This window comes from Corallococcus exercitus (assembly GCF_003611585.1).
Lineage (GTDB): Bacteria > Myxococcota > Myxococcia > Myxococcales > Myxococcaceae > Corallococcus > Corallococcus exercitus.
Map to the genome: position 1 here is coordinate 21031 of NZ_RAVW01000041.1, position 13496 is coordinate 34526.

At 71.0% G+C, this 13496-nt stretch carries 11 protein-coding genes; 7 read left to right on the forward strand and 4 right to left on the reverse strand.

All coding sequences use genetic code 11. The features are described from left to right. The first annotated feature begins 19 nt into the window (after nucleotides 1-19). The 3 genes from D7W79_RS08070 to D7W79_RS08080 all read left to right on the forward strand — a co-directional run bounded on the left by D7W79_RS08070 (nucleotide 20) and on the right by D7W79_RS08080 (nucleotide 4304). Nucleotides 20-1870 carry a GGDEF domain-containing response regulator gene (locus D7W79_RS08070; protein ID WP_120524759.1) on the forward strand — a complete coding sequence of 617 codons (1851 nt, stop codon included), beginning with the start codon at nucleotides 20-22 and terminating at the stop codon, nucleotides 1868-1870. A 24-nt stretch (nucleotides 1871-1894) separates the two neighbouring features. Then, complete coding sequence (locus D7W79_RS08075; RefSeq protein WP_120524760.1) at nucleotides 1895-3394, forward strand: DUF4388 domain-containing protein; 1500 nt, start codon at nucleotides 1895-1897, stop codon at nucleotides 3392-3394. Between the two features lie 79 nt (nucleotides 3395-3473). Beyond that, nucleotides 3474-4304: a VgrG-related protein gene (locus tag D7W79_RS08080; protein WP_147441843.1), complete on the forward strand. Its 831-nt coding sequence runs from the start codon at nucleotides 3474-3476 to the stop codon at nucleotides 4302-4304. A 25-nt stretch (nucleotides 4305-4329) separates the two neighbouring features. Here D7W79_RS08080 and D7W79_RS08085 read toward each other — a convergent pair whose 3' ends face one another. Continuing rightward, nucleotides 4330-5694 (reverse strand): cytochrome P450, encoded by a 1365-nt coding sequence (locus tag D7W79_RS08085; RefSeq protein WP_120524762.1) that lies wholly within the window; start codon nucleotides 5692-5694, stop codon nucleotides 4330-4332. 132 nt (nucleotides 5695-5826) lie between these two features. On the opposite strand from D7W79_RS08085, the gene D7W79_RS08090 reads away from it, so the two are divergent. Then, nucleotides 5827-6855, forward strand: coding sequence for an AraC family transcriptional regulator (locus tag D7W79_RS08090; RefSeq protein ID WP_120524763.1), 1029 nt, complete (start codon nucleotides 5827-5829; stop codon nucleotides 6853-6855). Nucleotides 6856-6941: 86 nt separating this feature from the next. Further along, nucleotides 6942-7541 carry an RNA methyltransferase gene (locus D7W79_RS08095; protein ID WP_120524764.1) on the forward strand — a complete coding sequence of 200 codons (600 nt, stop codon included), beginning with the start codon at nucleotides 6942-6944 and terminating at the stop codon, nucleotides 7539-7541. Between the two features lie 13 nt (nucleotides 7542-7554). Here the strand turns inward: D7W79_RS08095 and D7W79_RS08100 are convergent, their stop codons facing one another. Beyond that, nucleotides 7555-7899 (reverse strand): hypothetical protein, encoded by a 345-nt coding sequence (locus D7W79_RS08100; protein ID WP_014395261.1) that lies wholly within the window; start codon nucleotides 7897-7899, stop codon nucleotides 7555-7557. Between the two features lie 40 nt (nucleotides 7900-7939). Here D7W79_RS08100 and D7W79_RS08105 point away from each other — a divergent pair, with 40 nt between their 5' ends. After that, on the forward strand, nucleotides 7940-9265 hold the full coding sequence (locus D7W79_RS08105) for a tetratricopeptide repeat protein (protein WP_120524765.1): 1326 nt from the start codon (nucleotides 7940-7942) through the stop codon (nucleotides 9263-9265). Here the strand turns inward: D7W79_RS08105 and D7W79_RS08110 are convergent. Beyond that, nucleotides 9246-10565, reverse strand: a complete 1320-nt coding sequence (locus D7W79_RS08110) for a M16 family metallopeptidase (protein ID WP_120524766.1) — start codon at nucleotides 10563-10565, stop codon at nucleotides 9246-9248. The genes D7W79_RS08105 and D7W79_RS08110 overlap by 20 nt on opposite strands. Next, nucleotides 10562-12103, reverse strand: coding sequence for a sensor histidine kinase (locus tag D7W79_RS08115; RefSeq protein WP_120524767.1), 1542 nt, complete (start codon nucleotides 12101-12103; stop codon nucleotides 10562-10564). The genes D7W79_RS08110 and D7W79_RS08115 overlap by 4 nt, the downstream gene beginning before the upstream one ends. Before the next feature lie 123 nt (nucleotides 12104-12226). Here D7W79_RS08115 and D7W79_RS08120 point away from each other — a divergent pair. Further along, the coding region (locus D7W79_RS08120) for a Kelch repeat-containing protein (RefSeq protein ID WP_120524768.1) at nucleotides 12227-13496 on the forward strand (1270 nt) is incomplete at its 3' end.

The window sequence follows — 13496 nt, forward strand, 5'->3', positions numbered from 1 at the left end:
CCTTCGCCCCCCGAGCGCCGTGGCCGGTCCCATCCTCGTCGTCGACGACGACCTGTTCTTCCGAAACCTCGCCACGGACCTGCTGTCGCGGCGCGGGCACCGCGTGGTGGCGGTGGAGAACGCGACCCTCGCCCTGGAAGAGGTAGCCCGGGCGACGTTCGACCTGGTGCTCACCGACGTGGTGATGCCCGGCGTGGACGGCTTCGCGCTCACCGCGCGCCTGCGCGAACGCGACCCCGAGCAGGAGGTCATCCTCGTCAGCACGCGCGACGACGTGCAGGGCTCGGAGGTCGCGCTGCGCCTGGGCGTGGCGGACTGCCTCACCAAGCCCATCGAAGAGGCGGACCTGCTGCTCGCGGTGGACCGCGCCATGGAGCGCGCCCAGCTGCGCCACGAGCGCGCGCGGCTCCAGGACGAGAACCTGGAGTTCGCCCGCTTCCACAACCTCCAGCAGCGCTGCCTGGAGTTGCTCTCCCATCCGGACCTGGAGTGGCTCCAGGAGCGCGTCATCGCGGACCTGGGCGCGGTGTGCGACGCGCAGAGCGCCGCGCTGTGGGTGGTGGACGACCGGGGAGACCTGGCGCTGCGCTCGTACCGGGGCCTACTCGACAAGCAGTTCCTGCCGGAGAAGATGAGCCCGGAGGGGCCGCTGTCCCTGCGCCTGCGCGAGGCCGCTCCGTGGCTCGCGCGCGACGAGCGCTCCCCGGTGCTGTACGTGCCGCTGGTGGCCGCGGGCGAGGTGATGGGCCTGGCGCAGCTGTCGGATCCGCTCACCGGCGACTTCCGCACGGAGCACACGCGCGACGCGAAGGTGCTGGCGGACTTCGCCGCGGTGGGCGTGAAGAACGGCCGCAAGCTGATGGCGCTCCAGCGCCTGGGCCTGCGCGACCGCGACACCGCCGCGTACAACCTCAGCTACTTCACCGACTACGCGTCCAAGGAGATCTACAAGGCGCGCAGGTACGGCCGCACGTTCTCGCTGCTGACGTTCAGCATCGACAACCTGCCGCTGGTGCGCGTGCGCCTGGGCGCCCAGGACGCGAAGAAGGCGGTGCGCGGCATCATCAAGGCGCTGAGCAAGATCATCCGCGACTCGGACGTCATCGCGAAGGCGAGCGACCAGGAGTTCTACCTCCTCCTTCCGGAGACGGACTTCTTCGGCGCGATGATGTTCGTGCGCCGCGCCGTGGCCGCCGTGCGCGACGAGCCGGACGTGCAGGACGTGGAGCAGCGCCTGCCGCTCGCGCTCGTGGGCGGCGCCAGCACGTTCCCCAAGGACGGGGAGGACTTCGACGAGCTGGTGCACCGCTGCCGCCGCCGCATGGACGAACGCCGCGCGTCGCTCCAGCGCCGGCTGATGCTGGACGGGCTGCCGTTCTGGGACGAGGTGGACCTGCTGCTGGGCACGCCCAACAGCCCGCGCCTGCCCACGGACGACCGCGCCGAACCCAGCCGCCGGGGCAAGGTGGCGGACGTGCTCTTCGACGAGCTCCAGGTGGAGATCGCCCGGGAGCTGGTGCGCGACCCGGGCTCGCGCGGGCTTCTGTACGTGGGGGGCCCGGAGATCCGCGCGGACCTGCCGCTGGCGGTGGGGCTGGAGCAGGCGCCGCCGGACCTGTCCTCGCGCATCTACCTGCTGGGCCGGCGCGTGGATTTGGAGTCGCACGCGGCGCTCACGCCGGTGTTCCTGGAAGGCGACGAACGGGTGGCGCGCCACGAGTTCATCCTCTGGCTGTCGGAGAGCGCGTCGTATGCGCTCATCCAGCGGCGGGGGCGGGGCGCGACGTGGGGCTTCCACACCTCGGACACCGCGGTGGTGGACGGGCTCATCTCCAAGCTGCAGGCCGAATACGACCTGCAGCCCTACTGACGTCACGAAGCGGAGCAAGCGACCTTGGCCCAGGTGCGGAAGATCCTCATCGCCGACCCCGACCTCGACTCGGTGCGTGCCCTGTCGCGGGCGCTGCGCACGAAGGGCTATCAGGTGCACTACGCGCCGGATGGCTCGCGGGCCCTGGAGGTCGCGGTGCTCCGGCACCCGGACCTGACGCTCTTCGACGAGGCGTGCCGGCTGCTGGACGCGCGCACGTTCGTGCAGATCCTGCGCACCAACCCGCGCACGGAAGACATCCCGGTGGTGCTCACGACGTCCAGCCTGGACTCGGACCGGGCGCGGGGCATGCGGGACGGAACGCTGCGCAAGCCGTTCAACCTGGACGAGGTGCTCAGCCGCATCGAGCACATCTTCCGGCGCAACGAAGCGGCCAAGGACCTCAAGAGCGAGCAGCAGGAGATTGAAGGGTCGCTCAGCCAGCTGAGCATCCCGGACCTCATGCAGATTCTCGGCATGAACAAGCGCAACGGGCGCCTGGCGCTGGAGCGTGGCTCGGAGCGCGGGGAGATCACCGTCTCGGACGGCCGCACCGTGAACGCGCGGCTCGGGAGGGTGGAAGGGGAGAAGGCGCTGTTCCGGCTCCTGTCGTGGACGGAGGGCAACTTCACGTTCACCCCGGGCACCAGCGCCGCGCGTCCGCGCATCAACCGCGCGATGGACGACGCGCTCCTGGAGGGCATGCGCCAGTCGGACGAGGTGAACCGCCTGCTGCCGGGCCTGCCGCCGCGCCACACGCGGCTGATGCTGGCGCCGGAGGTGGACCTGTCCGAGGAGCAGCACCCGGTGACGGCGCAGGTGATGGAGTTGCTGCGTCAGCCTCGCGCGCTGGGCGAGGTGCTGGACCTGGCACCCGCCACGGACATGGAGGTGTTGGGCGTGCTGTCCACGCTGCTCCAGAAGGGCGTGGCGCGGCCCACGGAGAGCGAAGGCCAGAACCTGGGCGGTGGCGACCTCATCGGCGCGGCGGAGGTGCACGCGCTGCGCGGGCGCCTGCTTCGCACGCGGACGCTGGCGAAGGTGGCGACGGCGAAGGTGTTCGTCTGCGGCAGTGGTTCGTCCGCGGCGCGGCGCATCCTGGCGAGGGTGCCCGGGCTGGAGGCGATGTCGGCGGATCCCACCGCGGTGAAGAGCGGCTTCGGGACGCTGGGGCGTCTGGAGCTGAGCGACGTGCTGAACGTGGACTTCTGCGTGCTGCCGCCCGCGGAGGCCGCGCGCCCGCTGTGGCGTCCGTTCAGCGCGGGGGCCATTGGCGCGCTCTTGATGGACAACTCGGAGCCCGCGGTGCGGCTGGCGCATTACCTCGCCTGGGAGGTCCGCATCCCGCTGGTGGTGGTGGGCACGGAGATTCCCGCGCCGTTGCAGGGCGCTCCAGCGGGCGTGAGCGCGCCGGGTGAAGATCTCACGGAGGCCCTGCGCGCCATGCTGGTCCAGGCGCTCAACCCCGCACCCACGCTGCCCGGCGTCACGCAGGTGCAGCGCGCGTCCGTGACGCCTCACTGACGCGACCCAACCCTTTATTCTGGGTTGGCAGGTGTGGCAGGCTTCGCAGGGCACACTGCGAGCAAGAGGGGGAAGCGCGATGGGACTCAATGGCGTTCTCGGCGGCCTGGCGCGTCTGCTGCCCTCCACGGCGGCTGCTCCCGCCAGGGTTTCCAACCCCAATCCATTGGCGAGTCAGCCGAAGCCAGAGGCCGCGCCAAGGCCGAGGGTGGACCTGGGCTTCAACCAGGACCTGTTCGTCAGGCCTCAAACGCAGACAGGCAAGCCGAATGAAGTGAGCAGTGACGGACGATTCGGCATCGCGGATCTCGGCTCCCTCAGCCGCAAGAACGAGGGGAACATCGACACCATCTCCAAGTCGACCCCGAGGGACCCGGGTGGCAAGTCCTACGGCGCCTACCAGTTCGCGTCCAAGAAGGGGGGGCTGGACCTGTTCATGAAGACCATCAAGGACAAGTATCCAGACCAGTACAACGCCCTGGCCGCGCACAAGCCGGGTTCGCCTGGGTTCGATGCCGCATGGCAGAAGCTCGCCAAGGAGCAACCCAAGCAGTTCTATGAAGCCCAGCACTACGCTGCGGCGCAGAAGTGGTTCATGCCCGTGAAGGCAGCCGTGGAGAGCTCCGTTCCGAATCTCGACTTGAGCAAACGCTCCAAGGCCGTCAACGACATGGTGTGGTCCATGTCCATCCAGCATGGAAAGGCAGCCGAGGTCATCCAGGGGGCGCTCAAGGGCAGGGATGTCAGCAAGATGGGGGATGAAGAGATGCTTCGCACCGTCTATGCGGCTCGCACGAAGTATGTGAATCAGAACAAGGCTCTGGATGCCGGGATGAAGGCGTCCATCTCCAATCGCTACAAGCGCGAGCTCGCGGACGCGCTCGTGGACTTGCGAAGCACCCAGAAGTAATCCCTGACGGCGCCTTGCTGAACGCTCAGGCCCTGCGCTCCAGGGACATGGGGAGCGCGCCCTTCGGCCTCAGTGTCAGGTGCGAGTCCGGCTCCAGCGTGAAGCCGGGCGCTTCGCGCAGGCGGTAGCGCTGGGCCACGGTGGCCAGCACGAGCTGCGTCTCCATCATCGCGAAGCTGTTGCCGATGCACTGTCGCGGCCCGCCGCTGAAGGGGAAGTACGCGAAGCGATGGCGCTTCGCCGCGGCCTCGGGGGCGAAGCGCTCCGGGCGGAAGGCCTCAGGCTCCTCCCAGAAGTCCGGATGTCGTTGCGTGACGTAGGGGCTCACGTCCACCGCGCTTCCCTTCGGGATGTGGAAGCCGCCAATGACGTCATCCTCCTTCACGGTGCGGCTGAAGATGACCGCCGCGGGGTACAGCCGCATCGTCTCCTCCACCACCTGCTTCGTGTAAACGAGCCTCGGCACGTCCTCCGCCGTGGGCGTGCGTCCCCCGAGCACCGCGTCCAGCTCCGCGTGCAGCCGGGCCTCCACCTCCGGGTGCTTCGACAGCAGGCCCCACACCCAGCTCAGCGACGTGGCCGTCGTCTCATGGCCGGCGAGGAGCATCGTCATCACCTCGCTCCCCAGCTGCTCGTCCGTCATGCCCTCGCCCGTGTCCTCGTCGCGCGCGAGCATCAGCATGGAGAGCAGGTCGCCTGTGTCATCGCCGTGCTGGCGCCGCGTGGCGATGATGCCCTGCACGGTTCCCAGCAGCGTGGCACGCGCGTCCCGGAAGGCCCGGTCGTAGCGGGTGGGCAGGATGGGCGGCAGCATGCGGAAGGTGCGGAACCGCTCCGCGATCTGCTGACTGATCACAGTGAAGGCCGCGCCAACCTCACGGGCCTGGCCCTCGACGGACGCGCCGAAGAGGGCCTCACCGACGATGGCCAGCGTCAACCGCATCATCTCCTCGTTGATGCCCACGGGCGTCCCGCTCGCGGCGGCCGTATCCCACCGCCGGAGCATCGCTTCCGCCTGCCCCACCATTCCGGCGGCCATGCCCGCGATGCGCTGCCGGTGGAAGGCGGGCTGGGCCAGCCGCCGCTGCCGGAGCCAGAAGTCCCCCGTGCTCGTGAGCAGGCCGTCGCCGGTGATCCACCGGCCCATGCGGTACGAGAGGTGGTCCTTCGTGTAGTTCTTCACGTGGTCCTGCAACACGTGCTTCACGGCGTCCGGATGCGCGACGAGGTGCGAGCGCAGGGGGCCCAGCCGGTAGCGCACCACGTCGCCGTACTGGCGATGGAGGCTCCCCAGGCAGCCCAGGATGTCGCGGCGCACGTCGGGCAGGATGCCCATTAGCAGGTGGCCCCGGGGGCCGGGGGGCTGGCGGGTGACGGCGGCGGTGGTCATCGGGCGCTTCCTCCTGGAGGGAGGTATCGCGCCCCACCGCCCGGCGTGCATGGTCCCGGGGCGCCAACGCATTGTCCGCGGGCGCCACGGCGCATTGCGAGGGTAGGGGGCGTCAGGCCATGCTGGCCCGCGATGCGTCCCCAGACGCTCCAGTCCTCGCTGTTCCGTCCCCTGTTCCAGGTGGGCGCGTCGCTGGGCATCCCCCGTGCGCGGCTGCTCGACGCGGTGGGCGTGGACGAAGCCCTGCTCGCGCGGCCGGACGTGCGGCTGCCCTATGCGGCGCTCCAGCGCGTGTGGACCCTGCTCGTTGAAGTGGGCGGCTCCGAGCCGCTGGCCGTGCGGCTCGCGCAGGCCCTGGAGCCCACCCACGTGGGGCTCGTGGGCTACGTGCTGGTCAACAGCCCCGACCTGCGCACGTCCCTCCAGCGCTATTGCCGCATCCACGCGCTCTTGGACCCGCGCACGAGGTGGCGCGTCAGCGTGATGCCGGGCGTGCTGCGCGTGGAGTTGGAGCTGGATCCGCAAGATGAATGGGCCTCGCGCCTGAAGCACCCGGTGGAGGGGCTGCTCGTGGCGCTGGTGGCCAGTGGCCGCGCGCTCAGCGGCGAGGACTGGCGCCCCACGCGCGTCTGCGTCACGCACCCGCGCCACGCGGCCTCCGCGCAGGTAGAGGCGTTCCTCGGCGTCGGCATCGAATACGACGCGAGCGCCAACCTCGTGCAGGGCGACGAGGCCGCCGCGAAGCTCCCCATCCGCCACGCGGACATCGAGCTGGGCAACCTGCTCCACGCCCGCGCGGAAGCGGAGCTGGCGCAACTGGAGGCCCACGAGGCCCGCTCCTGGCGCGAGCGCGTGGAGGAGGTCCTCGCGGCCCAGCCTCGCACGGGGGACCTGGTCCCCGTGGACGTCGCGACGCGGCTCGCGGTGAGTGAGCGCACGCTCCAGCGCCGCCTGCGGGAGGAGGGCGTCACGTTCGCGGGCCTGGAGGACGCCGTGCGCCGCGACCGCGCCTTCCAGTTGCTGCGCGACGGACAGCTGCCCCACTTCGAAATCGCCTTCCTCCTGGGCTTCAGCGACGCCAGCGCCTTCACCCGCGCCTTCCGCCGCTGGAGCGGGACGACGCCGGGCCAGTGGCAGCAGGCGCAGGGCCCGAAGCCGTGAAGGGGGCAGGCGCCGGAATCCGTCCCTTGCGCGGAATGTTTTCTCCCTGGGCGCGGCGCACGGCCGCGCCGGAGAGGGGAACACGGATGATCAAGACGCTGAGGGACGCGGAAGAGCTGGTGCGCACGCGCCACGTCATCACCGAGGTGCCCACCCACGGGCCCACGTCCCTCGTCGAACAGGTCATGGGCGGCCGGCCCACCGGCAGCTGGCGTGACCACGCGAAGGGGCGCCTCGCGTACCGGCTGGGGCGCATGCTGCGCGCGTCCAAGGACGTGCTCGCGGTGCGGCTCGTCGAAGGCAAGATCGCCTTCGTGGACCCCACGCTCTGGCCCGCCGTCTACCGCGTCGCCATGGAGCCCGCGCGCCGCCGCCCGTCCCTCCAGGGGCTGTCCGCGGAGGCCCGCGCGCTGCTGTCCACCGTGGAGCGGGACAAGCGCGTCCGGCTGGACAAGGAAGGGCCGTGGACCAAGGCGCGCGAGGCCCTGGAGGAGCGCCTGCTGGTCCACTTCTCGGAGGCGCAGGAGGACGACGGACGCCACGTCGCGGTGCTGCGCTCGTGGCGGGACTGGGCCTCCGTGACGCTCCAGGCGGACGCGGCCCGGCTCTCCTACGAGGACGCCCAGGCGCGGCTGCGGGCGGCGTGTGACGGGGCGCCCACGGGCCTGGGGCCCTGGGTGTTCTGAAGCGCGCCGGGCCTCAGGCCGCTTCGTCGAGGATTTCCAGCGCGTCCCTCACGCCCGGCAGCCGGGCGAGCAGCTCGTACTCCGCGGGCTGGAGCATGGACACCCGGCGGCCCGCGACGCGCTCCATCCACAGCTCGATGCGGTGGTCGCCGTCCGGGTTGACCTGGCGGGAGATGCGGGCGCGGCGGCCCTCCTTGTGGCAGGCGAGGATGTCCTGCTGGAGGCTGCGCAGACGGCGGAACACCTTCAGCGCCATTCGACCCTCGGGGGTGTCGAACGTGTGGAAGTGCCGGTTCCGCGACAGCGGCCGGCTTGGGTCATGAAGCCTCTCCACGAGGCGGCGCACGAAAGGGTCCATCGACGGAGAAGGATAACATCCGCTACCCTGTCCCTCAGCGATGCCCCATCGATTTTTCCCCCGTCCCTGGACGCTCGTCCTGCTCCTGCCGCTTGCCTGCAAGGACCCGGAGACGGCGGCCGCGCAGAAGCAGGCCGTCCAGGTCCAGAACTCCCTTTCGCAGGGCCGTGAGGCGCTCACGCAGGGCCAGTACGTCCGCGCCATCTCCGAGCTGCAGAAGGCCGCCAACGCCGCGCCGGAGAGCGTGGAGCCGCTGCTGCTTTTGGCCAAGGCCCACCAGGGCGCGGGCAATCCGGGCGCGGCCATCCTGACCCTCAAGCAGGCGGAGAGCCTCCTGCCGGGCAGCGACCCCGTCATCCAGAAGCAGCTGGCGGACCTGTACCTGGGCGAGGGACAGACGGCCCAGGCCATCTCCGTGCTCGTCACCCTGAGGGACGAGGGCAAGCTGTCCAACGAGAACATCCTGGCGCTGGCCCGCCTCCAGGCGCGGCAGGGGCACCCGGACGAGGCCTTCACCACGCTGGAGCGCATCCTCCGGGAGAACCCGGACGACGCCGCGACGAAGACGGTGGAGGCCGAAATCCTCCTCATGAAGGGCGAGGAGCTGCTCGCGGCCAACCTGATGGACCGCGTGCTCCAGGCCTCTCCCAGCTTCACGCCCGCGCGGCTGTTGCGCGCTCGCTACTTCCTGATGAGCGGCGTCTACGACATGGCGGAGGCGGACCTCCAGGCCGTGCCGCCCGAGGACGCGGACACCACGGACGTGGTGGCGATGAAGGCCCGCGTGCTCATGGAGATGAAGCGCCCGGCGGAAGCGGAGGGCGCGCTCAAGAAGCTGGTGGAGGACGACGAGGACAACGCGGAGGCCATCGCGTGGCTCGCGGAGATCGTCTGCGCCCAGGGCCGCGCGTCGGAGGCCCAGCAGCTGGTGGACCGCGCGCTGCACCTGCGCCCGCGCTTCGCCCGCGCGCTGTACGTGCGCGGACGCGTGCTGGAGGAGCAGGGCGACGCGCGCGCGGCGGAGGACAGCTACCGCTTCGCCCTCAAGACGGAGTCCGCGTTCGCGCCCGCGCTGTCGCGCCTGTGGCGGCTGCACCTGAATGCCGGCCGCAAGCCGGAGGCGCAGGAGGTCCTGGAGCGGCTGATGGGCCTGGGCGAGGCGTCCCCGGAGGAGAAGGCCGCGCTCGCGAACCTCTACGCGCAGTTCGAGACGCAGCTGCCGCGCGGCAAGAAGCTCATCGAAGAGGTCCTGAAGCGCGAGCCGCAGAACCCCGAGTACCTGCGCATCCAGAAGGCCATCGACAAGGCGACGCCCAAGAAGAAGAAGGCCCCGTCGGGGCCCATCATCATCCGCGGGCGGCGCTGACGGCGGGGGCGGAGGAGGGCAGCCCCTCCGCGTCCGCGACGACCTTCTCCAGCGCCTTGAGCCCCTTGCGCTGGCCCACCGCCACGACGAGCAGGTTCTCCCGCGTGAAGTAGCGCCGGGCCACCTCGCGCACCCGCGCGGCCGTCTGGCGGTCCACCTGATCCGCGCGGTGGCCGAACGTCTCCGGCGGGCGGAACAGCTCCACGCCGCCGAACCACCCGGCCAGCTCTCCCGGCGAGTCCTGGGAGAACTCCAGCAGCATGCGGTGGCGGCGCTTGGCGCGGTTCAGCTCCTCCTCGCTCGCCTCCTGGTCGCAGAGTTCCGCAAGGACGCGCAGCGCTTCAGCCACCACGAGCGACGCCTTCTCCGGCGCGCTGGCCGCTTCAATCTCGAAGAGGCTGATGTCGTGGTACGTGTCCAGCCCGGCCTGCACCGAGTACGCGAGGCCGCGCTTCTCCACGATCTCGAACGGCAGCCGCGACGACAGCCCGTCGTCCAGCAGGCGCCGGAGGATTTGCAGCGCGGGGAAGTCCTCGTGCTGCTCCGGCACCGCGCGGAAGGTGAGCTTGAACTCCGTCTGCGACTCGTCGTGGGTGACGAAGTGGAAGTGCGGACCGGGGCCCAGCAGGGGCGGCGCGCTCTCCGTGGTGGCGCTGCCCTTGGGCAGGTGGGCGAAGGCGCGCTCCGCCAGCTCCAGCACCTCCGAGTGCTTCACGCTGCCCGCTGCGGACACCACCAGGTTGCCGGCCACGTAGTGCCGGGCGAAGTGCTCCAGCACCTGGGCGTGGGTGAGGGCCTTCACGGACTCGCGGGTGCCGGCGATCTTGAGGGACAGCGGGTGGCCGGGGAACAGCAGCCGCTTGGACAGGTTGTCCAGGTCGATGTCGCGGCCCTTCTCGTCCACCTCGTCGAGCATCTCCTCCAGGATGATCTGCCGCTCCACCTCCATGTCGGTGAGGCGGGGGCGGGTGAGCATGTCGCCGATGACGTCCAGGCCCACGCGCAGGTGCGCCGGGTGCAGCGGCGTGTAGTAGTAGCCGTGGTCGCGCGTGGTGGCGCCGTTGAGGTTGCCCCCCACCTCCTCCACGGCGGCGTTCATCTTCACCGTGTCCGGCCAGCCCTCGCTTCCCCGGAAGAAGAGGTGCTCCAGGAAGTGGCTGACGCCGTTGTTCTCCACCGTCTCATGACGGCTGCCGGTCCTCACATAGACGGCCAGCAGGGCGGTGTGCAGGTGGGGCGTTTCGACGGTGACGACGCGCAGCCCCGAGGGCAGCACGTCCCGGTACGGTGTAAAGCTCATGCGCAGGGAAGCCTTAACACGAAGGTCGTTCCCTGGCCGGGAATACTCTGGCAGGAGAGCGAGCCCCCGTGGGCCTGGAGGATCTGTTGGCTCACCGCGAGCCCCAGTCCGGTGCCGCCCTCCTTGGTGGTGAAGAAGGGCTCGAAGAGGTGGCGGCGGACCTCCTCCGTCATGCCGTTGCCGGTGTCGCGCACGGTCACCTCCACGTCGCCGTCGCGCGGGGCCGTGGCCACGGTGAGCCTGCCCCCGGTGGGCATGGCCTCGCGGCTGTTGCGCAGGAGGTTGAGGAACACCTGCCGCAGCTGCCCCTGGTCCGCGAGCACGCGGGGCGTGTCCGTCGCGAAGTCGCGCACCACCTCCACGCCTGCGCGCACCAGCTCCTCGCGGGTGAAGTCGAGCACGCCGTCGAGCACCGCGATGATGTCCTCCGGCTCCAGGTCCGGCCGGGCGGGGCGGGCCATGCGCAGGTACTGCTCGGTGACGTCAGTGAGGCGGTCCACCTCGTGGGTGACGGCGGAGAGCAGCTCACGCGCCTCCGTGGCGGTGTCCTGCGAGTCGAACTTCGCGCTGTCCACCGCGTCCTGGAGCAGCTCCACGTTGAGGCCGATGGAGGACAGGGGGTTGCGCACCTCGTGGACGATCTGCGCGGAGATGCGGCCCACCGCGGCCAGCTGCTCCGCGCGCATCAGCGCCTCGGCCTGCGACTTGAGCTGCGCCTCGCGCGCTTGAAGCGAGCGGGCCATCTGGTCGAACTCGCGCGCGAGCAGCGCGACCTCGTCCTCGCCGCGCACGCCCAGCTGGGCGGAGTAGTCACCCCGGCCGATGCGGGACACGCCCTCGATGAGCGTGCGCACCGGGCGCAGCGTGCGGGCGGACCACGCGGTGACGCCCACGCCCACGCCGATGGCCATGATGGACAGCGCGATGATGGTAAGGCCCGTGCGCCGTTCGCGCTCCTCCGCGCCGTCCACGCGCTCGCGGATGCGGTTGCCCAACGTTGCGCGCAGCACGCGCAGCTCGCGGCTGATGGCGCTCTCAAGCTGGCGCAGCTCGGCGGTGGCGCGCGCCACCTCCTGGCTTTCGGGGGACTCGGACGCGAGCGCGGTGAACACCGCCTCCACCGCGTGGCCGTAGGCCTGGGAGTTGCGCGCCAGTTCGGCGAAGCGCGCGTCCAGCTCCTTCACGAAGGGGACTTCGCCCTCGGGCGCGAAGGTGAGCACCTCGCGGGCCTTGGCGCGGGCGGCCTCCAGGCGCTGGGCCATCTGGGGCGCGTAGTAGAGGCTGGCCAGCCGGATGAGCGCGCGGCGCGTCTCCACGCTGTTCTGCTCCAGCACGCGCTCGGTGTCCTTCTCCTGGCTGGTCTGGAAGGTCTCCAGCGCGGCGGCATCCTGGGACAGCTGGAGGTAGCCCTGGCTGACGAGCCGGATCTCCAGCCGGTTGCGGTGCAGCTCCGCCACGCTGAACAGGGACACCGCCCCGAACGTCAGCAGCACCAGCGCGTAGCCCAGGAAGATGCGGGTGGCGAGCGAGAGCTTCATGGAGGAGGGGACAGGACATACGTCCTGGGGCGGGCGCATTACAGCGCAATCCCCACCGCGCCGCCTGCTTCCGGCCGTCTGGACTCCACCCCTCCGGGGAGGGGGGCTGGTAGCGTCCTCCGCATGGCTCCGCGTTTCGTCCGCTCCACGCTCCTCGCCGCCGCCCTCGTGGCCCTCACCCCCGCCTGCGGGGAGAAGGAGGTCCGGCCCACCCTGGACCTGCTCACCAAGGCGTGTGCCGGCACGCCGCCCCTGGCCGGGGTGACGCACCTGCGCTTCCGGGTGACGGGGCCGGGGATTGAGTCGCCCCGCGAACGGGTATCGACGGTGGACTGGACGGAGGAGGACGTGCCGGGCCTGCCGGTGGGCAGTGGTCGGGTGCTGGAGGTGCGGGCCTACGTGGGGGCACCGGATCAGGGCGGACAGCTGGTGTCGCTGGGCCGCTCCGCGCCGCTGGACGTGACGGACGGGCAGGCGGCGACGGCGCGCGTGTTCCTGCGGCGGCTGGGGGAGTTCGTGCCGGTGAACCTGGCGTCGGATCCCGGGACGTGCTCGGTGCCGTCCGAGGCGCGCGCGGCGCACACGGCCACGACGCTTCCGGACGGACGGGTGTTGATCACCGGAGGCTACCGGCCCGAGGCGAACGGCACGCGGCCCGTGTCGGCGACCACGGAGCTGTTCAACCCGGCGGACGGCACGTTCAGGCCCGGGCCGGACGTGGGCGCGCGGGCCTTCCACACGGCCTCGCTGCTGCCGGACGGCCGCGTGTTCCTGGCGGGCGGCGCGGAGTCCTTCGCTCCGGTGACGTTGCAGCCCACGGCGCGCCTCCTGGATCCGGCGACGGACGTCATGAGGGAGCTCTCGCTGAAGGCGGCCCGCTACCAGCACGCGGCGGCGGTGAACACGGCGGGCCAGGTCCTGCTGGTCAGCGGACGTGCGGTGGACGGCGGCACCGTGGACACCGTGGAAGGCTTCGACGCGATCGCCGGACGCCTGGTCCAGTACCCCGCTCCGTTCGCCTTCGTGGACGCGGCGCTGACGGTCGAGCGGGGCGGACAGCTCTTCCAGGTCGTGGGCGGAGCCACTTCACTGAGAGCCGTGAGGGACGTGGTGCCCTTCGAGTTCAGCGGCGACCGCATCCAGACAAAGCCGGCAGGGGCCGACCTGCGTGTGCCCCGGGTGGGGGCCACCGTGGCGCTGCTGGGCCGGGCGGACGAGGATCCACGCCCCCTGGTCATGGGGGGCTTGGACGGTCTGGACCCGGCGCAGGGCGCGCGGCCCGTGGGAGCCTCCGAGTTCCTGGAGGGCGTCCTCCAGGTGAGCGACGGCCCCGCGCTGATGCCCCGGGCCAACCCATGCGCGGTGACGCTGCCGGACGGACGCGTGGTGGTGC